The sequence below is a fragment of the Devosia ginsengisoli genome, assembly GCF_007859655.1.
Taxonomy (GTDB): domain Bacteria; phylum Pseudomonadota; class Alphaproteobacteria; order Rhizobiales; family Devosiaceae; genus Devosia; species Devosia ginsengisoli.
This window is the reverse complement of record NZ_CP042304.1, coordinates 1,335,708-1,360,406: the sequence shown is the minus strand read 5'-3', so window position 1 is coordinate 1,360,406 and position 24,699 is coordinate 1,335,708. Positions and strand designations below refer to the sequence as shown.

Genomic DNA, 24,699 nt, shown 5'->3' with positions numbered 1-24,699 from the left:
CTGCATATAGGACCATGCACCCTTGGGCGCAAACGATTATTTGGTCGTAATTTGTCGCCCGCAGACAATGCCATTTTCATGACAGATTCCGGGCGTTTGCCTGACCTCAACGAAGCTGGGGCGAGGTTGGTTCGATGAACATGCGCACACTATGGCTGGCGGCCGGCACGGTGATGGTTCTGGCCATTGGCGGCACCCTGGCCTTCTCCCCCTGGAATGCGCCCAGCGTGGCCCAGGCAGAACTCGCCGCCCCGGCGCCGGCACCGAGCCAGGTCCCGCAAAGCGATACCCAGATCAAGCTCAGCTTCGCCCCTGTCGTGCGCGAGGTGGCACCTTCGGTGGTCAATGTCTATGCGACGCGCGTCGAGCAGCAGGCCGTGTCGCCTTTTGCCAGCGATCCGTTCTTCTCCCGCTTTTTTGGCGAAGGCCAGTTCCAGAGTCGCCCGCGGGAATCCCGCGCGCTCGGCTCCGGCGTCATCGTCGATGCGAGCGGGGTGATCCTCACCAACAGGCATGTCATCGAAGGGGCCACCGATGTGCGCATCGCTCTGGCCGACGGGCGGGAATTCGCCGTCGATGTGGTCATCGAGGATGCCCAGACCGACCTTGCCGTGCTGCGCATCCGCGAGCCGGGCGACGCCACGTTTCCCGCCATCACCTTCGCCGATTCCGATGCCCTGCTGGTGGGTGACCTGGTGCTGGCCATCGGCAATCCCTTTGGCGTCGGCCAGACCGTCACGTCGGGCATCGTCTCGGCTCTGGCCCGTACCGGGGTCGAAAGCTCGGACTACGAATTCTTCATCCAGACCGATGCGGCCATCAATCCCGGCAATTCCGGCGGCGCCCTGGTCGATCTCGACGGGCATCTGGTGGGCATCAATACCGCCATCTATTCGCAAAGCGGCGGCTCTGTCGGCATCGGCTTCGCCATTCCGGCCAATATGGCGCGCCTGGTGGCCGATGCCGGCGTGACCGGCGGCGAGATCGTGCGGCCCTGGTTCGGCGCCAAGATGCAGGCGGTGACGTCGGATATCGCCTCGAGCCTGGGCATGACCGCGCCACATGGTGCGCTGATCGCCGAAGTGGCGCCCGACGGTCCGGCGGCCCGCGCCGGCTTCGTGGCCGGCGATGTGATCCTCAGCGTCGATGGCGTGGCGGTGGACGATCCCAGCGCCTTCAATTTCCGCCTCGCCACCAAGCCGATCGGCCAAGCCACCCAGTTGGAACGCCTGCGCGGCGGGGCCAGCGAGACCATTGCCTTCACCGTAGAGCCCGCGCCTTCCGTTGCCGACGACATGCTGGCCACGATCACCGGCAATTCCCGCTTCGCCGGCACCAGCGTTCGCCAGCTCGATGCGGCCCTGGCTGAGGCCAAGGGCCTGCCTTACGACGCCAGCGGCGTCATCATCACCGCCATCGAACCCGGCTCGCCCGCCGACCGCATGGGCCTGCGCGTCGATGATGTCATCCTGGCGCTCAACGACATCCCCATGGACACGGCTGGCGCCTTCAGCCAGACCGCCAACCAGCGCGTCCGCACCTGGCAAATCATCTTGCAGCGCGACGGCAGGGTGACGCGAAGCATCGTGAGCGGGTAGGGATAAGTGCCACGCCCTCGTGGTTCGAGGGTCGCTGCGCTCCCGCCTCACCATGAGGGCTACTGGAACACCGAGCCGGAAGTAGCCCTCATGGTGAGGTGCGCTTCTTCAGCGCCTCGAACCACGAGGGCGTGGCACGGTCGCGACCAATCAGCTAAAACCCAAGCATGTCCGATCTCTTCGCCGCCGACTCGTCCGAAACCGACCGCGCCCGCCCGCTGGCCGACCAGTTGCGTCCGCGCTCGCTTGACGAGGTCATCGGCCAGACGCACCTGCTCGGCCCCGAGGGCACCTTGCGCCGCATGATCGCCAGCGGCCGGCTCGGCTCGCTGATCCTGTGGGGCCCGCCCGGCACCGGCAAGACCACGGTGGCGCGGCTTTTGGCTGACCAGATCGGCTATACGTTCGAGCAGATTTCTGCGGTCTTTTCCGGTGTGGCCGATCTCAAAAAGGTGTTCGAGAAGGCCCGCTTCGAACGCCTCAGCGGTCACAAGACCCTGCTTTTCGTCGATGAAATCCACCGCTTCAACCGCGCCCAGCAGGATGGCTTCCTGCCGGTCATGGAGGACGGCACGGTGGTGCTGGTCGGCGCCACCACCGAAAACCCGTCCTTCGAGCTCAATGCGGCTTTGCTGTCGCGCAGCCAGGTGCTGCGCTTTGAATCGCTCGGCCTCGACGATCTCGAAAAGCTGGTGCGGCGCGCCGAGGAACTGACCGGTGCGGCCCTGCCGCTCGATGCCGAAGCCCGCCAGACCCTGCTCACCCTCGCCGATGGCGATGGCCGCGCCTTGCTGGGCCTCGTGGAGGAGGTGCTGGCCTCCGCCAAGGAGGGGGAGGTGCTTGATGCGGCGACCATGCTCACCGTCATCCAGCGCCGCGCCCCGATCTACGACAAGGCGCAGGACGGCCACTACAATCTCATCTCGGCCCTGCACAAGACCATCCGCGGTTCCGATCCCGATGCCGCGCTCTATTATTTCGCCCGCATGCTCGATGCCGGCGAGGACCCGCTGTTCCTCGCCCGGCGCCTCATCCGCATGGCCTCCGAAGATATTGGCCTGGCCGATCCGCAGGCCCTGCAAATGGCTGTGGCGGCGCGCGACGCCTACCAGATGCTCGGCTCACCCGAGGGCGAACTGTCGCTGGCGCAGGTCGTGGTCTATCTGGCGCTGGCGCCCAAATCCAACGCCGTCTACACCGCCTATAAGGGCGCCGTGAGCGTCGCCAAATCCACCGGCTCGCCCATGCCGCCCATGGTCATCCTCAATGCTCCCACCAAGCTGATGAAGGGCTCGGGCTATGGCGAGGGCTATATCTACGACCACGACACGCCAGAAGCCTTTTCCGGCCAGGAATATTTCCCCGAAAAGATCGGCCGCCAGAAATTCTACGAACCGGTGGAGCGGGGCTTCGAGCGGGATTTGAAAAAGCGCATCGACTATTTCGAACGCCTGCGAGCAGCCAAGCGGGGGGAGGAATGATGCACGATCCGGCCACAAGAGTGGCGCTACCCCTCGCCCCTTGTGGGAGAGGGTGATTTTTGCGGCGTTCAGCCGGAAAAATCGGGCGAGGGGTTCTGCACTCACTCATGCTTCAATGATGGCGGATAGTACTGTGCCCCCTCATCCGCCCTTCGGGCACCTTCTCCCACAAGGGGAGAAGGAACTCGGTGCCAGATCGTCAACCCTGACCAGATGAGGTAAAGCAGCTCTATGTACCCCTTCCTCCTCGTCGGCGCCGGTGGCGCGCTGGGCGCCATGTCCCGCTACGGCATTTCCGTGCTCATCGGCCGGCTCTGGCCCATGTCGTTCCCGCTGGCCACGTTGCTGATCAACATCATCGGCTCCCTTGCCATGGGGCTCTTCGTCGGCCTTATGGCCCGCCTGCTGCCCACCTGGCAGAACGAGGCGCACCTGTTCGTTGCCGTCGGCATTCTCGGCGGTTTCACCACCTTCTCCTCCTTCTCGCTCGATGCCATCGTGCTGATCGAGCGCGGCGAGATGGTGCAGGCTATCTCCTATGTGCTGTTGTCGGTTGTGCTCTGCCTCATTGGGCTTTATCTCGGCCTTTTGGTGACCCGAGGCGTGGCATGAGTGGCGTTCAACAGCGGCAGGTGGATGGCGATGAAGACGGGATGCGTCTCGATCGCTGGTTTGCCCATCACTTCCCCCAGCTCGGTTTCGGCCGGCTGCAGAAGCTGATCCGCAATGGCGAGGTCAAGGTCGACAAGGCCAAGGTGACCACCAGCACCCGCATTTCCGCCGGCCAGACCGTGCGTATTCCGCCCATCGACGATCCCGATGTGGTCAGGCCCGTCAAGCTCAACGAGGCCGATGCACAGTTCCTGCGCGACCTGATCCTCTATGAGGACGACGATATCTATGTCTTCAACAAGCCGCATGGCCTGGCGGTGCAGGGCGGCAGCGGCACCAAGCGCCATATGGACGGGCTGCTCAAGAACCTGCCCAACAAGAAGGGCGAAGCGCCGCGCCTGGTCCACCGGCTCGACCGCGACACCTCCGGCTGCCTCGTCGTCGCCAAAACCAAGGCGGCCGCCAGCCATTTCGGCACGGTGTTCCGCTCGCGCTCGGCCCGCAAGATCTATTGGGCGGTGGTGGCCGGCAATCCGCATCCGCAGCAGGGCGAGATTTCCTGCTTCCTCGCCCGCCAGAGCACTGAAGATGGCGAGCAGATGGTCGTGGTCAAGAACGGCACGCCCGGCTCGCAGCACTCGATGAGCTATTATTCGACCACCGACACGGCCAGCCGGCGCTTTGCCTGGGTTACGCTCAAGCCGGTCACCGGCCGCACGCACCAGCTTCGCGTCCACATGGCCCAGCTCGGCACGCCCATCATCGGCGATCCGCGTTATTTCAACATCGAGAACTGGCAGGGCGCGCCGGGTCTGGCCGAAGGGCTGCACCTGCATGCCCGTCGCATTGCCATCCCACTGCGCAACGGCAAGCGCCTCGATATTTCGGCGCCGCTGCCGCCGCATATGCGCGCCAGCTTCGAGACCCTTGGCTTCGACCCCGATCGCTACGATGTCAGCGGCGATCCGGAGGATGGCGCATGAAACTCGTCGTCTTCGACATGGATGGCACGCTGATAGACACGCAGGCGCTGATCTCGGAGCATATGGCCGCCACCTTTGCCGGTCGCGGGCTCGATGCGCCCAGCCCGGCCCAGTCGCGCCGCGTCATCGGCCTGTCGCTGCCCCAGGCCATGGCCCGGCTGGCCCATAGCGACGATGAGGTGCTGATCGGCCAACTGGTCGAGGATTACCGCGCGCATTACCGCGCCTCGCTGGTGACAGAGGCCAATCGCGAGGGCCTGTTTCCCGGCGCGCTCGAGGCCCTCAATGCCTTGCGTGCCCGGCCCGATACGCTGCTCGGCATTGCCACCGGCAAGGGCCTGGCCGGCGTGCACCGCATCCTGGCGCTGCACGCGCTGACCGATCATTTCGTCACCCTGCAGACCCCTGATCACAATCCCAGCAAGCCGCATCCCGGCATGCTGGAAACCGCCATGCGCGAGACCGGCGCCGCCCCTGATGAAACGGTGATGATCGGCGACACCACATTCGATATCGAAATGGGCGTGGCGGCGGGCTGCAAGACCATCGGCGTCACCTGGGGCTATCACGAGCCGCGCGAGCTCATCGCTGCCGGCGCCTCCACCATGATCGACCGCTACGACCAGCTTGCCGGCGCGGTCGCCCAACTCCTGGACTAAAAACCATGCGCGACCAGCTCGACGACATCCAGAAGCACCTGAACGACGGCTATGGCCGCGCCCAGCAGCTCGACAAGGTCGAGCTGCCCAAGCGCTTCTACAGGGATGTGGCTGCCGGCCCGGTCGATGGCGGCTTCGTCGTTACCCTCGATGGCCGCCCGGCGCGCACACCGGGCAAGAAGCTGCCGGTCATCGTGCCCGCCGCCGCCATTGCCACGGCCATGGCCGAGGAATGGGCCGGGCAGGGCGAGTTCATCGATCCGGCCACCATGCCCATGGTGCGCCTGGTCAATTCGGCGGTGGAAAGCGGTGAGGAGATGATCCCGGCTTTCCGCGAGGAAGTCATCAAGTTCGCCGGTGGCGACCTGCTGCTCTATCGCGCCGAAAGCCCGCAGGAACTGATATCCGAGCAGGAGCTGGCCTGGGACAATGCGCTGACGGCGCTGGCCCGGCATTTCGGCGTCAGCTTCCAGCCCACAATGGGCATCATCCACCAGTCCCAGCCCAAGGCGACGCTCGACCGGCTGGCGGAATCGCTGACCAACGAAAACCTGCTGACCATGACGGCGCTGGTGTCCATCACCGGACTGACCGGTTCAGGACTTCTGGCCATCGGCCTGTGGAACAAGCTCTTTTCACCCGATCAGGTGTGGAAGGCCGCCCATGTCGACGAGGATTACCAGATTTCCCAATGGGGCCAGGACGAGGAAGCCGTCGACCGGCGGGCAAGACGCCGGGTGGAATTCGATACGGCGGTGGCCGTACTGGACGCGTTTCGGCAGTAGCCCTCATGGTGAGCCTGTCGAACCACGAGGGCGTGGCACGATAACTCCACTCTCCCGACCTCGTGGTTCGACAAGCTCACCGTGAGGGCTACTGGGCTATTTGGCCTTGGCGCGCTCCAGCAGCCACTCCACCACATCCGGATCGATCTCCCGCAGCGGATCGAGCACGAAATCGCGCTCATGCGCGTAAGGATGCGGCAGGGTCAGGCGCGGTGTCTGCATCACCAGCCGTTCATAGGCGATGATGTCGATATCGATCACCCGTGGGCCCCAGATTTCCTCGCGCACCCGCCCCATATCCAGCTCGATGCCGAGAATGACATCCAGCAATTCCATGGGATCCAGGCTGGTCTCCAGCTCCACCGCCTGATTGGCGAAGTCGGGCTGGTCGGTCTTGCCCCAGGGCTTGGTGGCCAGCACTGACGATTGTCTGATGACGCTGATGGCCGGATGCGCGTGGATGCGCCGGATCGCCTCGGCAAGCTGGGCCGGCGGGTCACCCAGATTGGCCCCGAGGCTCAGCCAGGCCTTTGAGGTCATGGGCTGTTCCGCTGCCGATGCAGCTCCACGGCCGCTTCGCCGCGCACCATGGCAATCGGCGCTTCCGGCTTGCGAATGCGGATGATCACCCAGTCGACGGTCGGGAAGGCCATGAACAGCGCATCGACAATGTTCTGCCCGAGGGCTTCCAGCAGCTTGGTGCGCTCGCCCTCGAATGTCTGCTTCACCACATCATAGACATCGCCATAGGACGTGCCGGTGCTGAGCCGGTCGGTTCTAGCCGGCATGGACAGGTCGAGGCCGATTTCGAGGTCGATGAAGAATCGCTGGCCGAGCCGTTCTTCCTCGGCGAAGACGCCGTGATAGCCGTAAAAGCCCAGGTCTTTCAGGATGATGCGGTCGCCCGTGAAGCTGTCAGCCATTTGCTACCCCAAGGTTTCGGGCGGAGCCTATAGGCCCGCGGGCGGACCATATAGCACTGCCTGCGCCACGCGAAGGGCGTCGCTGGCAGCGCGGACATCGTGCACGCGGAAAATATGGCCGCCATTGCGATAGCCCAGCACATTGGTGGCGATAGTGCCGGCCAGCCGCTCCTCGGGCTGGTTGCCCAGCAGCTTGCCGATCATGGATTTACGCGAGGTCCCGACCAGCAGCGGCAGGCCGAGTGCTCCCAACTCGCCCAGCTTGTCGAGCAGTTCGTAATTGTCGGCCAAGGACTTGGCGAAGCCGAAGCCCGGATCGAGGATGATGCGGTCGCGGCCTATCCCCGCCTGTTCGGCAATCGCTATACTGCGTGCCAGATAGTTCGCGACCGCGCCCGGAAGCGGGGCGCCGGGGTCGCGGGCCTTGTCCCAATGCATGACGATCACAGGCACGTCGTGCAAGGCCGCCACCTCGGCCATTTCGGGCGCGCCCTGCAGGCCATGCACATCGTTGATGATGCTGGCACCTGCCTGGATGGCCTGGTCGGCGACCAGCGGCTTGTAGGTGTCGATGGAAATCGGCGCGGTGATGCCCTCGGCCACCAGCGCGTCGATGACGGGCATGACGCGGTCCAGCTCCTCCTGCACGCCGACCGGCGCGGCGCCGGGCCGGGTGCTTTCCCCGCCGATATCGATGATATCGGCGCCTTCGGCCAGCATTTGCCGCGCATGGGCGACAGCGCTGGCCAGCCGGTCATGCTGGCCGCCATCGGAAAAGCTGTCCGGCGTGACATTGAGAATGCCCATGATGACGGGCTTTGCGCCGAGCAGCAGCGGCGCGCGGCCGGGCAGGGGAATGGAATGAACTGTGTGCATTGCTAGAACGGCCAGACCAGCATGAGCATGGGGACGGCGACGAGGACGACCAGGATCGAAAGCGGTGCCCCCAATCGCCAATAGTCGCCAAACTTGTAGCCGCCCGGTCCCATGACCAGCGTATTGCATTGATGCCCGATGGGCGTGAGGAAATCGCAGCCCGCCCCGATGGCCACGGCCAGGAGGAAGGCTTCGGGCGCATAGCCCAGATCGGTGGCGAAAGTAGCGGCGATGGGCGCCATGACCAGCACGGTGGCGGCATTGTTGAGGAACGGCGTCACCGCCATGGCCGCGACCATGATCAGCGCCAGCGCGCCCCAGCCGGGCAGCGTCGCCGCGGTCATGGAGAGGAAATTGGCGATGAGGTCGGTGCCGCCAGTGGTTCGTAGTGAGTCCGATACCGGGATCAGGCAGGCGAGCATTACCAGGATGGGCGCGTCGAGATGCCCATAGACGTCGCGGATCGGCAGGCTGCGGGTCAGCACCATGGCGACGGCCGCCGCGAAGAAAGCCGGCGCCACCGGGACCAGGCCGATGGCCGTGGCCGCCATGGCGATCAGCAAGATGATGAGCGGCAGGATGGAATTGCGCACGCTGCCCAGGCGCAGTCCGCGCTCGACCAGCGGCAGGCAGTCCCATTCGCGCAGCAGTTCGGGCAGGCGCTTGATATGGCCCTGCAGCAGGATCACGTCACCATTCTGGAAGCGAATTTGCCCCAGCCGCTCGGTGAAGCGTTGTTCGCGGCGGCTGATGGCCAGCAGGTTGAGCCCGGTGCGGTCGAACAGGGTCAGCTCCTGCGCGGTGGCGCCGATCAGGCCCGAGGCTTCCCCGATCACGGCTTCGATGATGCCGAAATCGGCGGCGTCCCGCGTCGCGGCGCCGCGGCGCTCGGAAAAGACCAGTCCGGCCTGCGACACCATGCGGTCGAGCGCTTCGGGTTCGCCCGAGATCATCAGGATGTCGCCCGCCCGCAGCTTGGCGTCGGGCAGGGGCGTGCGCGAATGCCCGTTGGCGCCCAGGATCCGCGTGATCATCGCGCGCCCGTCGGCCAGAGCCTGCACTTCGGAAACGGTGTTGCCGATAGCGGGGGAATCGTCGGTGGCGCGGGCTTCCGTCGTGTAGTTCTTGATGTCGATGGCGCTGTCGAGCCCACCGGTTTCGCGCTTGCGCTCGGGCAGCAGCCGATAGCAGACGGCCAGGTAGAGGATGCCGACAACGGCCAAGGCCAGCCCGACCGGGGTATAGTCGAACATGTTGAAGGCCACGCCCGTCATGTCCTGGCGGACGCGGGAGACGATGATGTTGGGCGAGGTGCCGATCTGGGTCATCAGGCCGCCCAGCAGGGCGCCAAATGACATCGGCATGAGGAACATCGAGGGCGACACGCCGGACCGCCGCGCCATCTGGAAGGCGATGGGCATCATGATCGCCAGCGCGCCGATATTCTTGACGAAGGCGCTGAGCAAGGTCACGACCGCCACCAGCAGGATCAGTTGCGCCCGTGGCGTGCTGATATTGGGGGCGAAGCGCCGCACCACGATTTCCATGATGCCGGAGCGGGATACCGCAGCACTCACCACCAGCGCGCTGCCCACGATGATGACGATATCGTCGGAAAAGCCCTCGAAGGCCGCGGCGGGCGAGACGACCCCCAGCGCCATGGCAATGAGCAGGGCACCAACCGCCACCACATCGTAGCGCCAGCGTCCCCAGACGAAGGCGACGACCATGCCGGCGATGATGAGGAAGGCAAGCGCTTGCGGAAGGGTCATTGCAGCTCCATCGTCGCCTGCGTTCGCCCTAACTCAACCCATGCCGTCCCGCCAGACAAGAGGCAAAATCGTCGCTTGGCGATCACAAGCGCCTTGCCGTGCCGCAAGCATTGCGGTCAGCGCCAGCCGCCCTTGGCCTCGAGCATGGATTTGAGCACCAGCGTCAGCACGGCCATCAGCGCCAGTGTCGAAGACGCCGCAAAGGCGCCGGTGACGTTGAAGTCGTTGAACAACTGGCTGATCTGCAAGGGCAGGGTATTGGTCTGGCCGCGAATGGAGCCGGACACCACCGAAACCGCCCCAAATTCGCCCATGACGCGGGCATTGGTCAGGATGGCGCCATAGAGAATGGCCCAGCGAATATTGGGCAGGGTGACGAACCAGAACATCTGCCAGCCACTGGCGCCGAGCGAGAGCGCCGCTTCCTCGTCCTCGGAACCCTGTTGCTGCATCAGCGGGATCAGTTCGCGGGCTACAAAGGGCGCCGTGACGAAAAGGCTCACCAGGATGATGGCGGTGACCGTGAACATCAACTGGATGCCGGCGCCCTGCAGCACCGGCCCGAGCAGTCCCTGGCCGCCATAGAGGAACAGATACACCGTGCCCGCCACGATGGGGCTGACGGCAGCGGGCAGCTCGATCACGGTGATCAGCAATTGCCGGCCGCGGAAGTTGAACCGGCCGACCAGCCAGGCGACACAGACACCGATGACGATATTGATCGGCACCACCACGACGGCGGTCAGCACCGTCAGCCCGATCGAATGCAGCGTCGTCGGCTCGGCGATATTGGCCAGATAGACGCCCAGCCCCTCACGCAGCGCGAAGCTGAAGATCAGCGCCAGCGGCACCAGCAGGAGCAGGGCCGAAAACACGAAGGCGAGGGCGATCAACGCGATTTCGCCGGTGGAGCGTTGGGCTGCTTTTGTGGTCATGCCGACATACCCCCACCCTCATTTCCTCCCCACAAGGGGGAGGGAAGCCTGGCCGGTATTGGCGGCTGCACTGTGCCACGGATATATGCCCCATCGCCTCCCTCCCCCTTGTGGGGAGGGAATGAGGGTGGGGGTACTTCAACGAACCACACCATCATCGGCTCCGCTCCGCATAGCGCACTTGCCAGGCCTGCAGCGCATTGGTCAGTAACAGCGTCAGGAAGGCGGCGAGCAGCAGCACGAAGGCCAGAGCGGCCGCGCCTTCATAGTTATATTCGTCGAGCCGGATGAAGATCAGCAGCGAGACGATTTCGGTGAGGCCGGGCAGGTTGCCGGCAATGAACACCACGGCGCCAAATTCGCCCAGCGAGCGGGCGAAGGACAGCACGCATCCGGCCATGAAGGCGGGCAGGATGGTGGGCCAGATCACGCGGGCGAAGATTTGCCAGCGCGTGGCCCCCAGCGTGCGCGCCACCTCTTCGAGATCGGTCTGCAATTCCTCCAGCACCGGCTGCACGGTGCGCACCACGAAGGGGATGGAGGTGAAGGTCATGGCCACGATGATGCCGGCCTGCGTGTAATTGACCTTGAACCCGTTGGGCTCAAGAAACTGGCCATACCAGCCGGTATTGGCGAACAGCGTCACCAGTACCAGGCCCGCCACGGCGGTGGGCAGTGCGAAAGGCAGGTCGACCAGCGCGTCGAGCATGCGCTTGCCGGGAAAGCTGTAGCGCGTCAGCACCCAGGCGAGCAGCAGGCCGAAGGCGCCGTTGAACACGGTGGCGACCAGTGCCGAGGTGAAGGTGATGCGATAGGCGGCCAGCGAACGGTTGGAGGCGACGATGCGCCAGAAATCCTCCCAGCCCATGCCGCCCAGCTTGAGCAGCATGGCCAGCAGCGGCAGCACGATAATGATGGTCAGGTAGAGCATGGAGACGCCAAGCGTCAGCCCGAAGCCGGGCAATAGATGCTTGCTGCGTTTCTGCGCCATATTATCTCACGGGAATGGGCGGACATCGCTGCCCGCCGATGTCTGGTTCAGATCTATCCAAAACCACGGTGTCATCCCGGCTCAAGGCCGGGGTGACATCGAGTTTGCGGATCGATCACTGATTGAGGAACACGTTGTCGAGCAGGCCGCCATCGGCGAAGTGCTCAGCAGAAATCGCGTCCCAGCCGCCAAAGGCTTCCACGGCCGTCACCAGCCGGATTTCCGGAAAAGTATCGGCATGGGCGGCAGCAACCGTCTCGTCATTGGGGCGGTGGAAATTGGCGGCCGCCACTTCCTGGCCTGCCGGGGTGAACAGGAAATCGAGATAGGCCTTGGCCAGGTCGCGGCTGCCCCTGTTATCGACGACCTTGTCGACGATGGCGACCGGGAATTCGGACAGGAAGCTCACCGAGGGGGTAACCGGCAGGTATTTGTCGGTGCCGAGCTGGTTGGCCACGGCCAGGGTTTCGGCCTCGAAGGTGATCAGCACGTCGCCGAGCTGGCGTTCGGTGAAGGCGGTGGTGGCGGCGCGGCCACCGGTCTCGAAGACCGGCACGTTGTTGAAGAGCTTGGTGAGGAATTCCTCGATCTGCGCTTCATCGCCGGCATATTCCTCGACGGCCCAGGCGCGGGCGGCCAGATAGGTATAGCGGCCATTGCCCGAGGTCTTGGGATTGGGGAAGATCACCTGTACGCCGTCCCTGGCCAGGTCACCCCAGTCATTGATGTCCTTGGGATTGCCCGCGCGCACCAGGAAAGACGGGAAGGAATAGAAGGGCGAGGCATTGCTGGGGAATTGCGTGGCCCAGTCTGCCGCGACGAAGCCGCCTTCGACCAGCTTCTGCACGTCGGTCACCTGGTTGAAGGTCACGACGTCGGCCGGCAGGCCTTCGAGAATGGCGCGGGCCTGGGTCGAGGAACCGGCATGGGACTGGTTGACCGTCACGGTCGCGCCCGAAGTGGCAAAGGCCGCATTCTCGGCCTCGAACAGCTCGCGGCCGATGTCATAGGATGCGTTGAGAATATCGGTCGGCTGGGCGAAAGCCGGGGCGCTGCCGAGAGCGATGGCGGCGACGGCGGTGGCGAGAAGTTTGTTCATCTGGCGCTGGTTTCCAACGATTGAGAGAAGTCGTTGGTGGTCAGATGCAATGGCACCTGTCGGGCGTCCAGCGGTAAAGCACTGTTTCGGATGAGTAATTTACGATCAGGCAGGGTGACCGCAATGGCATTGCCGAAACTGACCCGACGGCGCGATTTCGTTTCTAGGAGGCGGGCGGCCACCCCAGTGGCAGCCGCCCGACAATTCAGCGTGCTACGGAGCGTCCGATCAAAATGATGATGCAGGCGCCGATAAATCCGGCGATCAGGTAGCCGATCCAGCCGCCGAACGAAATGCCCAGCAGACCGAAGACCAGACTCGCCAGAATGGCGCCGACAATGCCCAGGATAACATTCTTGAGCACGCCGCCGCCGGCATTCATGAACATGCTGGCCAACCACCCGGCTAAGCCGCCGATGATGATGGCTGCCAGCCAACCTACGCCGTCAAAAGCCATTCCCATTCTCCTCAATAGGGACTCGCTACATGACGAGCCTGTCACAGGTCCGTGAGATTGCAAAATGCTGTGCTGCGCATGCAAAAGGCGCCGCGAACGGCGCCTTGGCAAAATAAGTCCGATTTTACCGGTAAGTGCTTGAAAGCGCTTAGTTCAGCGCCGCCACCGGCTCGGCGAACAGGTCATATTCGTCGCTGTCGGTCACCACCACGTCGAGCATGTCGCCCGGCTTGATGCCGGTAGCCTTGGCGATGATCACCTGGCCGTCGATGTCGGGCGCGTCCCATTTGGAGCGGGCAATGGCCTGGTTTGCCTCGGGCTGCACATCGTCCACCAGCACCTGGATAGTGCGGCCGACCTTCTTGGCCAGTTGCCCGGTCGAGACATTCTGCGCCACTTCCATCAGCCGCTCGAAGCGGTCCTGCGCGACCTCGTCGGGCACGATGCCGTCCAGTTCATTGGCCGGGGCGCCGGTTACCGGCTCGTATTTGAAGCAGCCGGCGCGGTCGATTTCGGCTTCCTCGATGAAGTCGAGCATCATCTCGAAATCGTCTTCGGTCTCGCCGGGGAAGCCGACGATGAAGTTGGATCGTACAGTCAGGTCAGGGACCTGGCGCTTCCAGTCGAGAATCCGATTCAGCGTCTTTTCCTGATGCGCTGGGCGGCGCATGGCTTTCAGCACTTTGGGCGAAGCGTGCTGGAAGGGAATGTCGAGATAGGGCAGCACCAGGCCTTCGGCCATCAGCTCCATGACCGCATCGACATGGGGGTAGGGGTAGACATAGTGCAGGCGCACCCAGGCACCGAGCTGGCCCAGTTCCTTGGCGAGGTCATAGAACTTCGCCTTGACCGGCCGGCCGCGATAATTGCTCTCGGCATATTTGATATCGACACCATAGGCACTGGTATCCTGGCTGATGACGAGCAGTTCCTTGACGCCCGAGCGGATCAGCCCCTCGGCCTCGCCCAGAATGCCCGCGGCCGGGCGCGAGGCCAGGTCGCCGCGAATCTGCGGGATGATGCAGAAGGAGCAGCGGTTGTTGCAGCCTTCGGAAATCTTGAGATACGCGTAGTGGCGCGGGGTGAGCTTCAGCCCGGTTTCCGGCACCAGGTCGACGAATTTGTTGGGCACCGGCGGCAGGTGCTCATGCACGGCCGAGACGACATTCTCGTATTGATGCGGGCCGGAAATGGCCAACACTGACGGATGGGTCTGGCGGATCAGCTCTTCCTCGACGCCGAGGCACCCCGTGACGATGACGCGGCCGTTTTCGTTGAGGGCTTCGCCGATGGCTTCGAGCGATTCCTGCTTGGCGGAATCGAGGAAGCCGCAAGTGTTGACGAGGACGATATCGGCCCCGGCATAGTCGCGGCTGAACGAATAACCCTGCGAGCGAAGCGTCGACATGATGCGTTCGCTATCGACGAGGGCCTTGGGGCAGCCGAGGCTGACGAGGCCAATTTTTGGCGCTTGGCTCATGTGAGCGGAAGTTCCGATGTGGGAATGATTGGGCGCGTCATACAGAAACTTGGGCGGTTACGCAATGTGACTGCCTCCCGCGCCACGCGGGGCAGGGCTTCCGATTCTGGCGGGCACATGGCGGTGAGCACCTGCTTTTTGCGAACAGTGCGTCTGCCATCGGGCCGGTTTTGCGTTGCAACTGATTGCTCTAACTGGGCTTTTGTCAGATGCGCCTGACGGGGCGGGCGCAACATCCCGATGCTCAAAGGAGCCACAACATGTTCGACCGTCTCTCCGCCTATGCGCCGCAGGCCTCGCCGTGCTGCGCATCGTCACCGCCCTGCTGTTCATTCTCCATGGCACGCAGAAAATCATCGGCTTCCCGGCTTCCGATATGACGCCGCCGCTGTTCAGCCTGTTCGGCCTGGCCGGCATAATCGAAATCGTCGCTGGCATCCTGGTGCTGGTGGGCTTCTTCACCCGCCCGGCCGCCTTCATTGCCGCCGGCGAAATGGCTGTCGCCTATTGGATGGCGCATGCCCCGGCCAACCTGTTCCCCGCCATGAATGGTGGCGACGCGGCAATCCTGTTCTGCTTCGTCTTCCTCTACCTGGTGTTCTCCGGCCCCGGCGCCTGGAGCATCAACAAGCAATAGAGCGGCTTCGGTAGCGCCATCTGCAGAACCCGCGGAGCGATCCGCGGGTTTTTTGTGCCTGGAGAAGCCAGAGATGTGTCGGGAATCGGGCATGTTGGCCGTCTAGCTGATATGGGTCAGCGCGGCTGGCCAGACATCGCTACAGGAGTCTCGTCATGTTCGACCGTCTTTCCGCCTACGCGCCGCAGGCCCTTGCCGTGTTGCGCATCGTCACTGCCCTGCTGTTCATCGAAAGCGGCTCGATGAAGCTGTTCGGCTTCCCCACGCCGTTTCCGTTTCCGGTCGAGGGGATCTTGCTGGTCGCCGGTATTCTTGAATTCGTCGGGGGCCTGCTGATCCTGGTGGGCTTCTTCACCCGCCCGGTCGCCTTCTTGCTCTGCGGTTTCATGGCCGTGGCCTACTTCATGGGCCACGTCTCGACAGGCGGTTTCTTCCCGACCATCAATATGGGCGGCGGCGCCATCCTCTACTGCTTCATCTTCGGCTACCTGGTCTTTGCAGGGCCGGGCGCCTGGAGCTTCAACAAGCAGTAGGCTTCATTGCCACGCCCTCGTGGTTCGAGGCTCGCGAAGAGCTCGCACCTCACCATGAGGGCTACTAATAACCCGGCGTTCCAGTAGCCCTCATGGTGAGGTGCGCTTCTTCAGCGCCTCGAACCACGAGGGCGTGGCACGTATGTCAGCTCACATTCTTCGGCGGCGTGCGCTTGGCTGTGCGGCGGGGCGTCTTGTGCGTCTCGCCGGAGGTGGTTGCCGGGCTGCGCGGCGTGGCCGGTGGAACTGGTGGAACAGGTGGCACCGGCGGCACATAGGGCGCAGGCTCGGTGGCCGGGGTGATATATTCGTCGGCCTCGGCGTAGTCGCCATCCTCGCCTTCTTCCGCCAGGTCGCGGATGGCGTCGCGCACTTCATCGAGCAGGCTGGCCGAATAGCGCGAGCGGTTCACCGTCTCCCCGCTTTGCTCATGTGCCTTGAACCACACCAGCAGCGCCTCGCAGGCAATGCGCAGGCCCACCAGCAGCAACAAGCCGAAAACCGCAATTTCCAGCAGACCCCACAACCCGTTGCCGAAGCCGAAACCGAAGGTCCAGAACAGATGGCCGACGGCCCAGAGCAGAATGCCGGCAAGGCCGAGCGCATAGAGGATGGGCACCAGCTTGGGCGACAGGATCGCGTCGAGCCGGAACAGGGTCTGGCGGGTGAACAGGCGTTTCAGATCGTCCAGCGTCATCTCGTCCTCCAGGGCGCGATTGGATTGATACGCAACTAGGCCATTGAAGCCCGCGCTACAAGGCTTTCCTCCGTTGCGGCGCTGGTCGGCCCGAACTGTTTCTCGAAGGCGGCGCGCAGCACGGAATCGACTTCCGGCATGGAAACGAGCTGCCCCAGATCCTCGAAACTGGTGACGCCCTGGTCCGAAATCCCGCAGGGCACGATGCCGTCATAATGGCGGAGGTCGGGCATGACATTGAGCGAAATGCCGTGAAAGGTCACCCATTTGGAGACCCGCACGCCGATGGCGGCGATCTTGTCCTCCTTGAGCGCGCCCTTGTCCGGCCGCTGCACCCAGACCCCGATCCGCCCCTCGCGGCGCTCGCCTGATATATTGTGGGCGGCCAGCGTATCGATCACCCAGCTTTCCAGCCCTTTCACCAGGCAGCGGATGTCGCGGCCGCGCTGGGTCAGGTCGAGCATGACATAGGCCACGCGCTGGCCGGGGCCGTGATAGGTATATTGCCCGCCGCGCCCGGCCTCATAGACCGGAAAACGATCGCTCAGCAGGTCCTCGGGCACGGCCGACGTGCCGGCCGTATAAAGCGGCGGATGCTCCAGCAGCCAGATGGCTTCCTCGGCCTCGCCGGCCGCGATGGCGGCGGCGCGGGCACGCATGGCCTCCAGCGCCACGGGGTAGGGCACCGGATCGGGCGAAATGATCCACTGCACCGGCCGGCCGTCGGCGCGAACCAGTTTATTCCCGATTTCGCACGCTTCCGCCGGTGCCGTTAACGCTTCCATAACCATGCTTGCCAGAGAGTTACCTGTATGAGATTCAGCGGCCGCATGCTGTCGGCCGGGTCGGGGTTCGCTATCTATCTATGAGCACATTAGACAATATTGAAGTGGACATCACGGTCGAGCTTGGCGCAACCACGATGCCGGTCCACCATTTGCTGCGCATGGGCCGCGGCGCGGTGATCGAACTCGACGCCACCGAAAACGATCCGCTCAACATCTATGCCAACAGCACGCTGATCGCCCATGGCGAAGTCAGCGTCGAGGACGGGCACCTGCGCGTGCTGATCTCCGAGAAGATTTTCCGCCGCGGCTAGGCCGTTCATCCGCTGGCATCACCCCCAACCACCGGCCGTCACCCTCGGGCTCGACCCGAGGGCTCTACACTTGCGGAGCGCTGGTTAAGTGAAACGCCCTCGGGTCGAGCCCGAGGGTGACGATCAGGGCTGTGGTGCCGCTGGTGGTCTTGTCATGCCCACCCCTCTCCACAGCCTGCATGCAAATCTCGATTTAACCGCTTGAGGTTGGCAGAGACCTTTGCTACATCCCCACTCGCTTCGCCCCCTGGGGCGTTGCTCTACCAAAGTGTGCGGTCGTGGCGGAATTGGTAGACGCGCAGCGTTGAGGTCGCTGTGTCGCAAGACGTGGAAGTTCGAGTCTTCTCGACCGCACCAAACTCTCCCATTCTTCTAATGGGACCAAAGAGTTGAAGGATTACAGGCACTTGTAGCTGCCCACCCACTACAAAGGGCGCTACAAGTGGCCATCCTCATGCCAGCACTTTCCCGAGCTAAAAATGGCGATTGGTTCGCCCGCAAGGTAATCCCGGCTGATGTACGGGACGCCTACCAGCGTGCCTACGGTGTTCGCCAGGAAGAGCGCTTTCGGCTCACCACCGACAAATCAGCAGGCGAGGCCAAGGGCGCGTTTGCAGAGTGGGTGGCCGATATTGAGAACAGAATCGCTGCATTACGGTCAGCAGCCACCGGAACGACACTAGAGCTGTCTCATCGGCAACTGCACGAGCTGGCAGGCCGGTGGTACGACTGGTTCGTCCTCCAGCATGCTGGTGACGACACTCCGGCTGAGGTTTGGGACAGCCTCCACGACCGATACCAGGAGGCTCTTGCCCGGTTCGAGAATCGTTTGGGTAGCCCTGACGAGATCGTGGAAGATGTCCCCAGGGGGACCGCCGAAGCCGCTTACATCCGTGCGACAGTGGTGGAGCTATCTCGGTTGGGCACGATCTCTGCGGGGACCGTAGTCGCCGCCTTGAGGGCGTCGAGCAGGCCCACCGTGGGGTTACCGAACACGGCGTCCGATGCCTGCTGAGTGTTGCGGGCGTCGAAGATGGCGTTCATCCCAAGAGCCGGGGTGATGGTCGTGTCGATGATCGGCGCGAAGATACCGAACCAGGAACTGTTCTGTAGCCCCGCAGCGGCGAGCTTCTGGGGACTGAGCCGTTCCGCCAGATACTTCTCCCTATCCGACCGACCCTGCGCGTTGAGGTATTCCCTCGTGGCGAAGGACATGGTGCCCAGGAAGGCCGTGGTGGAGAAGCTGGCGAACGTGGTGAAGTCCCGCATGTTCAGCCCGTTGAGGAACTGTTTGGACCAGCTCGCGAGCATGAACGTCCTGAACTGGAAGAGGGTCTTCGCTAAGGGGTGTGACATCCACATCGCCATGTTGCCCAGATCGTTCTCCTGGATGACGGTGCGGCCCATACGGAACACGGCGTTCTCGAAAGCCGCGAGGGCTTCCTGATCTCCCCACTGGGCGAAGTTCATCGCCTTGAGCCGGGAGCCGTTGAACGACGCCGATGTCCTGATCTCCTTCGTGATGCGGTTCAGCATGTCCGTGGACAGGCCCAGGCCGAGCATGCGCTTATCGGCCGTCACGTCACCCTTGCGAGCCAGCAGCGCGAACTTGTTGAAGATCGCCCTGCCCGTCAGCCGCTGGAGTGCCGTATTGATAGGGGCCATGCCCGAGATCGCGGTCACCGCCCGAACGCCCTTCTGCTGGAGCCGGTCAGCCCGGTCGAGCAGCGGGTTGTTCTTGATGCCCCGAGGGGGTTCTCGAACTCATCCATGCGGCGAAGATCGGAGTGCCGGAGCCAGTCAGCGCCGATGCCGGTGATGTCCTCCCATTCCTGGGCCAGGGTATCGTCCAGCTTACCGTTCCTCATGTTGCGCCACATCGAGCGCCAGGACGGCATGTTGGTGAAGGTGGCCCGAAGACCGGCCTGCCACATGACGTTGCCCAGCTCAGCCACCTGGGCGAAGCCAACCTGGACCGTCGAGCGGCCACAAGGTCACCCTCACCGCGCATCAAGGACTTGCCCAGCTGCTCGATGTTGCGGGCCTCTGCGGCGTTCTTCGAGAACGTCCCGAAGGCACCCCCGAGGAACAGCCCAGTGCCCACCGCCATGGCCAGTTCGCTGACCTGATAGGTTGGCTTCTGGGTGGCGATATAGGCCTCCGGGATGGCAGTCGCTGCGGCACCTGTGAGGGCACCATTCATGATGCTCCCTGCCCGGCCAAACTTAGCGGCCAGGAACGGGGCCAAACCCGAACCACCGGAGATCGCGGTGATGCCAGCACCAGCCGCCCAGGCAACCGGGTCAGTAGCGCCAGCACCAATGCGGAGAGCCACCCCCAGCCAACCGGCGTCAGCCAGCTTCTGGTCAGCGGTCATCGTGTCGAGGATGTTCTGGCGGATGAAGTCCGTCTCAGCCTGTGAGGTGGTTCGCTCGAAGCGGTCCCAGTAGATGTCAGGGATGCCCTCGGTGGCCGTCTTGGCGTCGAACACATAGCTGTCGTCGGGCATGAACTTCTCGTTGCCCCGAAGAGCCCACCCGAGGACCGTCTCCTCCCGAACCGCAGTGCCCGCTAGATCGAGGAGGCTTGCCTTATTGGCTTCCGCCTTGGCAGCGTCCTCAGCGGCCTGCTGGGTCAGCTCCTGGTTCGTCCAGGGCTGCGAGGGGTTCGTCTGGCTGATGTCCACCGAGTGGTCGCCAGCTGCCATGGAGAACTGGCTGTCCCCCGCGAAGGGCATGTTCACGGCCCCGTTGCGTGGATTGAAGTCGGATTTCAGATCCATTTCCACGAGCTGACCGTTCCGCATGATGCGACCAGCCTTGTACCCTTCGAAGCTCTCCATCGCGTCCAGGAGCTGGTTCTGCTGGTCAGCCGTGAGGTGGCCCATAGGGGTCGTTGGCGAGATACCTAGCGCCCCCGCTACGGTGGCAATGTAGCGATCGGTCGGGTTGTTGTCGCTCGGGGGCGAGTACCGGGTGATGGCCTGGGTCAGGCTGAGACCCTTGTAGTTTTGGCCCTCGAACAGCAGCGAGCGCTTCGCCTCACGTCCCGCCTGATAGGTCGGGAAGATAGCGAACCGGCCATCCGTGCCGATTGCCCCATGGGACTTAGCGAAGTCGCCATACTCCATGTTGCCGGGGTTGTTGTTGCGCCAATTCCGCGGTCCCTCCAGGGTGTAGTTGAGACCGTCCGAGCCGGTGATGGTGGTGTAGCCCGCACCCGCATTGACCACGTTAGCGAAGCTGAACTTCGCCCCCGAGGGGTTCATGGGAGTGGCCGTGGGGTCCATGCGCTCGCCCACCTGCGCCACCTGGGGGCCAGACGGAAGTGGGTCACTTGCCCACACCCCGTTCCAGCCATTCTGGATAGCCGAAGCAAAGAGCGGGTTGATGCTGTCCTTGCCGGTGTTCGGCCCCCACATAGCCTGGGAGCCGCCAAGGTGGTTGCCGAAGTGATGCCCGATGGTCCGAGCCAGCTCCTGCCGATGCTCGTTCACCGCTGCCGCGAAGCCGAACTCATGGGCCTCGTTGATGAAGCCTCGAACGTAATTGAAAATGCCGCGCATGGATTGCCCCGTTGTTTCACGGTGGTGCCGCCCGTCATCGGGCAGGCATGGAGAAGAGCCTCCAGGAGGAGACACAGGGGCGTGGAGAGGCGAGAGAGCCCGCCAGCCAAGTCAGAAGACGCCCTATGTGCCCGCCAACGGGCTCCTAGCGGGTTTCGACGGGGTAGCGCGGGAAGTCCTTGATGGCTTCGGCTATCTCTTCAATGTCTGGCAGCTCAAAGCGGCGACCAACCTTTGGGTCGGTGTGGCCGCAGAAAGCATCACGGATGCGCTCTTCTATCTTGGCTCGTGCTGCCCGCCGTCTGAAGGTGTGTCGCCACCCATGGTTCGGCCCAACGCCGGGGTCGGTGACACCAATCTTGCGCACCCAGTCGGCTAGCTTCTGCCGCATGAGGACGTAAGGCGGACGGGGCGGGTTGAGCGGGTCAACCGGCTTATCGCTTCGCTTTCCTCACGAAGTCCAGGAAACCCTGTTCTATCAGATGGTCATGCAGCACCACCGTGCGCGGCATGGAGCCCTTCACGGTCCCGGCTTCGGGCGTGATATGCAGAATCCAAAAGCCGTCCTTATGCTGCTCGATGTCCTGTTTGCGGAGCTGCGTTATCTCGCCCGAACGCGCGCCGGTATAGGCACACAGCCACGGCACCCACCGCACCACCAGCCGGAAATGGATGGAGGCGCGTGGACCGAGGGGAAGCGTGGTGGCCTTGAGGATGGCTTGGGCATCTTCCTCTTGGAACTTTCCCCTAGTCGGACCCGAGCGAGCCACGGCGACCTTCACGCCATCTAGCGGGTTTGCTGCCAGCTTCTTCTGCTTCTTGACCCAGTTGAAAACCGTGCGGGCACCTGTCAGCCAAATCTCGTTGATGGTGCGGCCACCCGCCCTGTCCCGGTGAGCTTGTCCTTCCAGGCCACGGCGTCATCTTCGGTCATGAGCGCAATGTCGCGCTTTTCCAGAAAGTCGTTGAGGTCCAGAAAGACCACGCGCCACCTGTTCACGGTGGACACGGCTGGCTTCCGTTCCTTCACCCAGGCCTCGAATGCCTGCCACGAGTTCCACCCCGTCAGCTTGACGTTCGGAGGCACGATGGGCGCGGCTTGCGGGAACCGATCACGGTGTTGATCTGGGCGGAAATCACCCCCTGCCCGCCTGCGCAGGTGGCTCATGGCTGCAAGGAGGTCGCCCTCGACGGTGTCCACAAGGCTGTCATGGGAGGGCTTCGAGATGTGGATGCCTTCACCAGCCAGGATCGCTACGGGTGACTTCGACCAGTCCGATCTTCGGAAGCTCAAGACGATGCTGGTCTTCCAGAACGCCATGGGCGTGACCCAGTTGTTCAACGCAATGGCAGGCGCACTGCCGGAATAGGCCAACACACAGGTGCTGGCATCCCTGGGCCACTCTTCCGCCTCTCGCGGTGGGGTGGCCTCTTTCATTCTAGGAAATATCCATGAACTCGACTTCAAACAGTGCCCCAATCGACCGTCGCTCCTCCCTCTCTTGTCTCATCCATGTCCTCGGCATCTTACGCGAACACCAGACCGAGATGAGTATTCAGACGGCCCAGCTGTTCCTCACCATCGCGCAACATCCAGGCCTCTTGCCGCGAGATGTCTCCCCGCTCTCCGGCATGACGCAGGCCACGACCTCCCGGCACCTCAAGACGCTGGTCAGCACTGACCCGGTGGAGGGTGGATTGGGTCTGGTGGTCAAACAGTACGCTGTGGACAATCCCCGCCGCCATGCGCTGCACCTGAGCCGGGCAGGCAGGGTGTTGGCAGAACGGCTGGTAAAGGCGCACCAGGGCGCGGAAAGGACGACCGGCAAGGTTGCAGTCACACGGGCCAGGAAGGGCTACCGGGTGGTCACTAGGCAGGCTGTGCCTCCCTCGCAATGGGAGGGGTGGCGGGGTGCCCTCAACTGAACGCGGCTCGCTGATCGAGCCCGAAAGGAACCCCATGACCACCACCGAAAACACCCTTCGCACCTTCGACTTCTCTGGCCTTGAGCTGCGCGTAATCATGCACATGGCCGAGCCGTGGTTCGTGGCCTCGGACGTTTGCCAGTCCCTCGGCATGGACTTGAAGGCGGGCACCTCCCGCTGGCTGCGTGGTCTTTCACCCTCAGAAATTCTGCGGGTGACCCGCGAGACTGAGCCCGTCCTATTTCCGAAGGGCAGTAAGGCGCAGTCGATGAACCTCCTACCGGAGAGCGGCCTCTACAAGCTCATCATGCACTCGGATAAGCCCCGAGGCCCGCAAGTTCCAGGACTGGGTCACCCGCGAGGTGCTGCCGAGCATCCGCAAGACGGGCGGCTACCTGCTGAATGAGGAAGCGCGGGACACGGCGAAGGCGGATGACCGTCAGGCCATGCCGGTGCCGGAGGCGTTGCGCAGGCGTTCTCGATGCACCAACATGATGTGTCGAGCGCCGACCGGATCACACCATATATAGTGGGTCGATTACCCCCCCACAGTAAGAGGTTCCGGGGTTGATATAGGTTTAGCTTTGAAGTTTCGTGACGTTGATCGCCACCAGCTCCATCCTCTCAACAGAGGCCTTAAAGTTATCCGTGAAGGGGACGCTAGAGTGGCCATGGGGTGGTGACATCCACCATCATCTGCCCCCAGCTCCCCCGCTATCGGCCCTAGCTTTTAGTTCTGCCTCCTTGGCGTCCATCCAGTACCCCATCAGGCGACCTATGCGGGACTTCGAGGGGCCACTAGCAGCGGTCCAGAGGAACCAGACGTTGGCGATGAAGAGCGCCTCTATTGCCAGCCCCATCCAGTTGGCCCACCAGGGCGCGTACGGGCTGCCCCACTGGTAGTAGAGGTTGACCGCCCAGGCCAATGCTAGAGCCGCATTAGGGGCTGCTAGTAGTTTTCTCATTCGGTCCTCCAAGACCCGCCTTGTTTTGCCGAAAAAATCTGAGATGGCAAGATCGAGAAAGACGACAGCGCGTCCCCCGTGGCCCCCTCGGCTTTCGCTGGGCCAGTGGCCGGACTACTTTTTCTTCGATCACATCCTCACCCGGATCGATGCCATGTCTGACCAACCTGGCACAGCCAAGACGAATGCCTCGCTCTCGCTGTTGACGGCTCGCGCGATGCTGAGCAGTGTTGCCACCTGTGTTGAGGAGGGGGGCAATGTGGTGGCGTTAGATCGCACCGAGGAAAGCGTCGTCGAGCTGCTGGTGTTGGAGGCTTTGGCGGATGGCAGGGTCAGAACAAACCAACAAATCAAGGCCAAGCTCCAGAAGTGGACTGGCTGGACAGCAACAGACTTGGCGAGGTCTGGTTCACGCGAGGACGAGCCGAAGTGGCACAGTTCCGTCAATAACGTCTTGACGGACGAACGGGGGCTATATGCTGGTGGCTGCGTGGCCAGAAAGGGAAGAGGCAAACACCAGATCACCGACCAAGGGCTAGTGCGGCTTAAACAGAATGAAGTCTGGAGGAATGCCATTCGTGAGGCGTTCGACCCGAAGCCCCAGTGTTGATTCACATGCACAACCA

General features: G+C 63.3%; 27 protein-coding genes and 1 tRNA gene. 13 read left to right on the top strand and 15 right to left on the bottom strand.

All coding sequences use genetic code 11. The annotated features are described in order from the left end of the window. The first annotated feature begins 134 nt into the window (after positions 1-134). The 6 genes from FPZ08_RS06580 to FPZ08_RS06555 all read left to right on the top strand — a co-directional run bounded on the left by FPZ08_RS06580 (position 135) and on the right by FPZ08_RS06555 (position 6,118). Positions 135-1,598: a Do family serine endopeptidase gene (locus FPZ08_RS06580; protein WP_246132819.1), complete on the top strand. Its 1,464-nt coding sequence runs from the start codon at positions 135-137 to the stop codon at positions 1,596-1,598. A gap of 167 nt (positions 1,599-1,765) precedes the next feature. Continuing rightward, positions 1,766-3,079, top strand: a complete 1,314-nt coding sequence (locus FPZ08_RS06575) for a replication-associated recombination protein A (RefSeq protein ID WP_146289237.1) — start codon at positions 1,766-1,768, stop codon at positions 3,077-3,079. 231 nt (positions 3,080-3,310) lie between these two features. After that, a complete protein-coding gene (crcB, locus tag FPZ08_RS06570; RefSeq protein WP_146289236.1) occupies positions 3,311-3,691 on the top strand; it encodes a fluoride efflux transporter CrcB in 381 nt (126 codons plus the stop codon). After that, on the top strand, positions 3,688-4,674 hold the full coding sequence (locus FPZ08_RS06565; protein ID WP_146289235.1) for an RluA family pseudouridine synthase: 987 nt from the start codon (positions 3,688-3,690) through the stop codon (positions 4,672-4,674). The genes crcB and FPZ08_RS06565 overlap by 4 nt, the downstream gene beginning before the upstream one ends. Further along, complete coding sequence (locus FPZ08_RS06560; RefSeq protein WP_146289234.1) at positions 4,671-5,333, top strand: HAD-IA family hydrolase; 663 nt, start codon at positions 4,671-4,673, stop codon at positions 5,331-5,333. Before FPZ08_RS06565 ends, FPZ08_RS06560 begins: the two co-directional genes overlap by 4 nt. Before the next feature lie 5 nt (positions 5,334-5,338). After that, on the top strand, positions 5,339-6,118 hold the full coding sequence (locus tag FPZ08_RS06555) for an ATP12 family chaperone protein (RefSeq protein WP_146289233.1): 780 nt from the start codon (positions 5,339-5,341) through the stop codon (positions 6,116-6,118). A 96-nt stretch (positions 6,119-6,214) separates the two neighbouring features. On the opposite strand, the gene folK is transcribed toward FPZ08_RS06555, so the two are convergent. The 9 genes from folK to rimO form a co-directional block, all read right to left on the bottom strand. Continuing rightward, positions 6,215-6,658: a 2-amino-4-hydroxy-6-hydroxymethyldihydropteridine diphosphokinase gene (gene folK / locus FPZ08_RS06550; protein WP_146289232.1), complete on the bottom strand. Its 444-nt coding sequence runs from the start codon at positions 6,656-6,658 to the stop codon at positions 6,215-6,217. After that, entirely contained in the window at positions 6,655-7,041 is a 387-nt protein-coding gene (gene folB / locus FPZ08_RS06545; protein ID WP_146289231.1) for a dihydroneopterin aldolase, read from the bottom strand. Before folB ends, folK begins: the two co-directional genes overlap by 4 nt. Positions 7,042-7,068: 27 nt before the next feature. After that, positions 7,069-7,917 carry a dihydropteroate synthase gene (gene folP / locus FPZ08_RS06540; RefSeq protein WP_146289230.1) on the bottom strand — a complete coding sequence of 283 codons (849 nt, stop codon included), beginning with the start codon at positions 7,915-7,917 and terminating at the stop codon, positions 7,069-7,071. Positions 7,918-7,919: 2 nt separating this feature from the next. Beyond that, positions 7,920-9,689, bottom strand: coding sequence for an SLC13 family permease (locus tag FPZ08_RS06535; protein WP_146289229.1), 1,770 nt, complete (start codon positions 9,687-9,689; stop codon positions 7,920-7,922). A 116-nt stretch (positions 9,690-9,805) separates the two neighbouring features. After that, on the bottom strand, positions 9,806-10,624 hold the full coding sequence (cysW, locus tag FPZ08_RS06530) for a sulfate ABC transporter permease subunit CysW (RefSeq protein WP_146289228.1): 819 nt from the start codon (positions 10,622-10,624) through the stop codon (positions 9,806-9,808). A 154-nt stretch (positions 10,625-10,778) separates the two neighbouring features. Continuing rightward, positions 10,779-11,615, bottom strand: a complete 837-nt coding sequence (cysT, locus tag FPZ08_RS06525; protein WP_146289227.1) for a sulfate ABC transporter permease subunit CysT — start codon at positions 11,613-11,615, stop codon at positions 10,779-10,781. Positions 11,616-11,730: 115 nt separating this feature from the next. Next, positions 11,731-12,714, bottom strand: a complete 984-nt coding sequence (locus tag FPZ08_RS06520; protein ID WP_146289226.1) for a sulfate ABC transporter substrate-binding protein — start codon at positions 12,712-12,714, stop codon at positions 11,731-11,733. Between the two features lie 205 nt (positions 12,715-12,919). After that, on the bottom strand, positions 12,920-13,171 hold the full coding sequence (locus tag FPZ08_RS06515; RefSeq protein WP_425457575.1) for a GlsB/YeaQ/YmgE family stress response membrane protein: 252 nt from the start codon (positions 13,169-13,171) through the stop codon (positions 12,920-12,922). 148 nt (positions 13,172-13,319) lie between these two features. Further along, entirely contained in the window at positions 13,320-14,651 is a 1,332-nt protein-coding gene (gene rimO / locus FPZ08_RS06510) for a 30S ribosomal protein S12 methylthiotransferase RimO (protein WP_146289224.1), read from the bottom strand. Positions 14,652-14,952: 301 nt separating this feature from the next. On the opposite strand from rimO, the gene FPZ08_RS06505 reads away from it, so the two are divergent. Together FPZ08_RS06505 and FPZ08_RS06500 are read left to right on the top strand one after the other, a co-directional pair. Further along, positions 14,953-15,288, top strand: a complete 336-nt coding sequence (locus FPZ08_RS06505; protein WP_246132818.1) for a DoxX family protein — start codon at positions 14,953-14,955, stop codon at positions 15,286-15,288. Between the two features lie 155 nt (positions 15,289-15,443). Then, entirely contained in the window at positions 15,444-15,821 is a 378-nt protein-coding gene (locus tag FPZ08_RS06500; RefSeq protein WP_146289222.1) for a DoxX family protein, read from the top strand. A 145-nt stretch (positions 15,822-15,966) separates the two neighbouring features. Here FPZ08_RS06500 and FPZ08_RS06495 read toward each other — a convergent pair whose 3' ends face one another. After that, complete coding sequence (locus tag FPZ08_RS06495; protein ID WP_146289221.1) at positions 15,967-16,518, bottom strand: DUF4282 domain-containing protein; 552 nt, start codon at positions 16,516-16,518, stop codon at positions 15,967-15,969. A 35-nt stretch (positions 16,519-16,553) separates the two neighbouring features. Further along, positions 16,554-17,303, bottom strand: coding sequence for a lipoyl(octanoyl) transferase LipB (gene lipB / locus FPZ08_RS06490; protein ID WP_246132817.1), 750 nt, complete (start codon positions 17,301-17,303; stop codon positions 16,554-16,556). A gap of 80 nt (positions 17,304-17,383) precedes the next feature. On the opposite strand from lipB, the gene FPZ08_RS06485 reads away from it, so the two are divergent. Together FPZ08_RS06485 and FPZ08_RS06480 are read left to right on the top strand one after the other, a co-directional pair. Next, positions 17,384-17,617, top strand: a complete 234-nt coding sequence (locus tag FPZ08_RS06485; protein WP_146289219.1) for a FliM/FliN family flagellar motor switch protein — start codon at positions 17,384-17,386, stop codon at positions 17,615-17,617. 272 nt (positions 17,618-17,889) lie between these two features. Then, positions 17,890-17,974: transfer RNA gene (locus FPZ08_RS06480), tRNA-Leu, on the top strand. 528 nt (positions 17,975-18,502) lie between these two features. Here the strand turns inward: FPZ08_RS06480 and FPZ08_RS06475 are convergent. From FPZ08_RS06475 to FPZ08_RS06460, 4 genes are all read right to left on the bottom strand, one after another. Continuing rightward, a complete protein-coding gene (locus FPZ08_RS06475) occupies positions 18,503-19,300 on the bottom strand; it encodes a hypothetical protein (RefSeq protein ID WP_146289218.1) in 798 nt (265 codons plus the stop codon). A 181-nt stretch (positions 19,301-19,481) separates the two neighbouring features. After that, positions 19,482-21,182, bottom strand: a complete 1,701-nt coding sequence (locus FPZ08_RS06470; protein ID WP_146289217.1) for a hypothetical protein — start codon at positions 21,180-21,182, stop codon at positions 19,482-19,484. Between the two features lie 434 nt (positions 21,183-21,616). Further along, positions 21,617-21,964, bottom strand: coding sequence for a site-specific integrase (locus FPZ08_RS06465; protein WP_146289216.1), 348 nt, complete (start codon positions 21,962-21,964; stop codon positions 21,617-21,619). A 68-nt stretch (positions 21,965-22,032) separates the two neighbouring features. Continuing rightward, positions 22,033-22,620 carry a hypothetical protein gene (locus FPZ08_RS06460; RefSeq protein WP_146289215.1) on the bottom strand — a complete coding sequence of 196 codons (588 nt, stop codon included), beginning with the start codon at positions 22,618-22,620 and terminating at the stop codon, positions 22,033-22,035. Between the two features lie 14 nt (positions 22,621-22,634). Here FPZ08_RS06460 and FPZ08_RS06455 point away from each other — a divergent pair, with 14 nt between their 5' ends. The 3 genes from FPZ08_RS06455 to FPZ08_RS06445 all read left to right on the top strand — a co-directional run bounded on the left by FPZ08_RS06455 (position 22,635) and on the right by FPZ08_RS06445 (position 24,683). Continuing rightward, entirely contained in the window at positions 22,635-23,108 is a 474-nt protein-coding gene (locus tag FPZ08_RS06455) for a MarR family winged helix-turn-helix transcriptional regulator (protein WP_146289214.1), read from the top strand. A gap of 34 nt (positions 23,109-23,142) precedes the next feature. Further along, complete coding sequence (locus tag FPZ08_RS06450) at positions 23,143-23,514, top strand: BRO-N domain-containing protein (RefSeq protein WP_186767233.1); 372 nt, start codon at positions 23,143-23,145, stop codon at positions 23,512-23,514. 713 nt (positions 23,515-24,227) lie between these two features. Beyond that, a complete protein-coding gene (locus FPZ08_RS06445; protein ID WP_186767232.1) occupies positions 24,228-24,683 on the top strand; it encodes a winged helix-turn-helix domain-containing protein in 456 nt (151 codons plus the stop codon). Positions 24,684-24,699: the final 16 nt, after the last annotated feature.

Coding starts and splice junctions, on each gene's coding strand:
- FPZ08_RS06580 (WP_246132819.1), top strand. CDS start 135: ATGAACATGCGCACACTATGGCTGGCGGCCGGCACGGTGATGGTTCTG.
- FPZ08_RS06575 (WP_146289237.1), top strand. CDS start 1,766: ATGTCCGATCTCTTCGCCGCCGACTCGTCCGAAACCGACCGCGCCCGC.
- crcB (WP_146289236.1), top strand. CDS start 3,311: ATGTACCCCTTCCTCCTCGTCGGCGCCGGTGGCGCGCTGGGCGCCATG.
- FPZ08_RS06565 (WP_146289235.1), top strand. CDS start 3,688: ATGAGTGGCGTTCAACAGCGGCAGGTGGATGGCGATGAAGACGGGATG.
- FPZ08_RS06560 (WP_146289234.1), top strand. CDS start 4,671: ATGAAACTCGTCGTCTTCGACATGGATGGCACGCTGATAGACACGCAG.
- FPZ08_RS06555 (WP_146289233.1), top strand. CDS start 5,339: ATGCGCGACCAGCTCGACGACATCCAGAAGCACCTGAACGACGGCTAT.
- folK (WP_146289232.1), bottom strand. CDS start 6,658: ATGACCTCAAAGGCCTGGCTGAGCCTCGGGGCCAATCTGGGTGACCCG.
- folB (WP_146289231.1), bottom strand. CDS start 7,041: ATGGCTGACAGCTTCACGGGCGACCGCATCATCCTGAAAGACCTGGGC.
- folP (WP_146289230.1), bottom strand. CDS start 7,917: ATGCACACAGTTCATTCCATTCCCCTGCCCGGCCGCGCGCCGCTGCTG.
- FPZ08_RS06535 (WP_146289229.1), bottom strand. CDS start 9,689: ATGACCCTTCCGCAAGCGCTTGCCTTCCTCATCATCGCCGGCATGGTC.
- cysW (WP_146289228.1), bottom strand. CDS start 10,624: ATGACCACAAAAGCAGCCCAACGCTCCACCGGCGAAATCGCGTTGATC.
- cysT (WP_146289227.1), bottom strand. CDS start 11,615: ATGGCGCAGAAACGCAGCAAGCATCTATTGCCCGGCTTCGGGCTGACG.
- FPZ08_RS06520 (WP_146289226.1), bottom strand. CDS start 12,714: ATGAACAAACTTCTCGCCACCGCCGTCGCCGCCATCGCTCTCGGCAGC.
- FPZ08_RS06515 (WP_425457575.1), bottom strand. CDS start 13,171: ATGGCTTTTGACGGCGTAGGTTGGCTGGCAGCCATCATCATCGGCGGC.
- rimO (WP_146289224.1), bottom strand. CDS start 14,651: ATGAGCCAAGCGCCAAAAATTGGCCTCGTCAGCCTCGGCTGCCCCAAG.
- FPZ08_RS06500 (WP_146289222.1), top strand. CDS start 15,444: ATGTTCGACCGTCTTTCCGCCTACGCGCCGCAGGCCCTTGCCGTGTTG.
- FPZ08_RS06495 (WP_146289221.1), bottom strand. CDS start 16,518: ATGACGCTGGACGATCTGAAACGCCTGTTCACCCGCCAGACCCTGTTC.
- lipB (WP_246132817.1), bottom strand. CDS start 17,303: ATGGAAGCGTTAACGGCACCGGCGGAAGCGTGCGAAATCGGGAATAAA.
- FPZ08_RS06485 (WP_146289219.1), top strand. CDS start 17,384: ATGAGCACATTAGACAATATTGAAGTGGACATCACGGTCGAGCTTGGC.
- FPZ08_RS06470 (WP_146289217.1), bottom strand. CDS start 21,182: ATGCGCGGCATTTTCAATTACGTTCGAGGCTTCATCAACGAGGCCCAT.
- FPZ08_RS06460 (WP_146289215.1), bottom strand. CDS start 22,620: ATGAAAGAGGCCACCCCACCGCGAGAGGCGGAAGAGTGGCCCAGGGAT.
- FPZ08_RS06455 (WP_146289214.1), top strand. CDS start 22,635: ATGAACTCGACTTCAAACAGTGCCCCAATCGACCGTCGCTCCTCCCTC.
- FPZ08_RS06450 (WP_186767233.1), top strand. CDS start 23,143: ATGACCACCACCGAAAACACCCTTCGCACCTTCGACTTCTCTGGCCTT.
- FPZ08_RS06445 (WP_186767232.1), top strand. CDS start 24,228: ATGTCTGACCAACCTGGCACAGCCAAGACGAATGCCTCGCTCTCGCTG.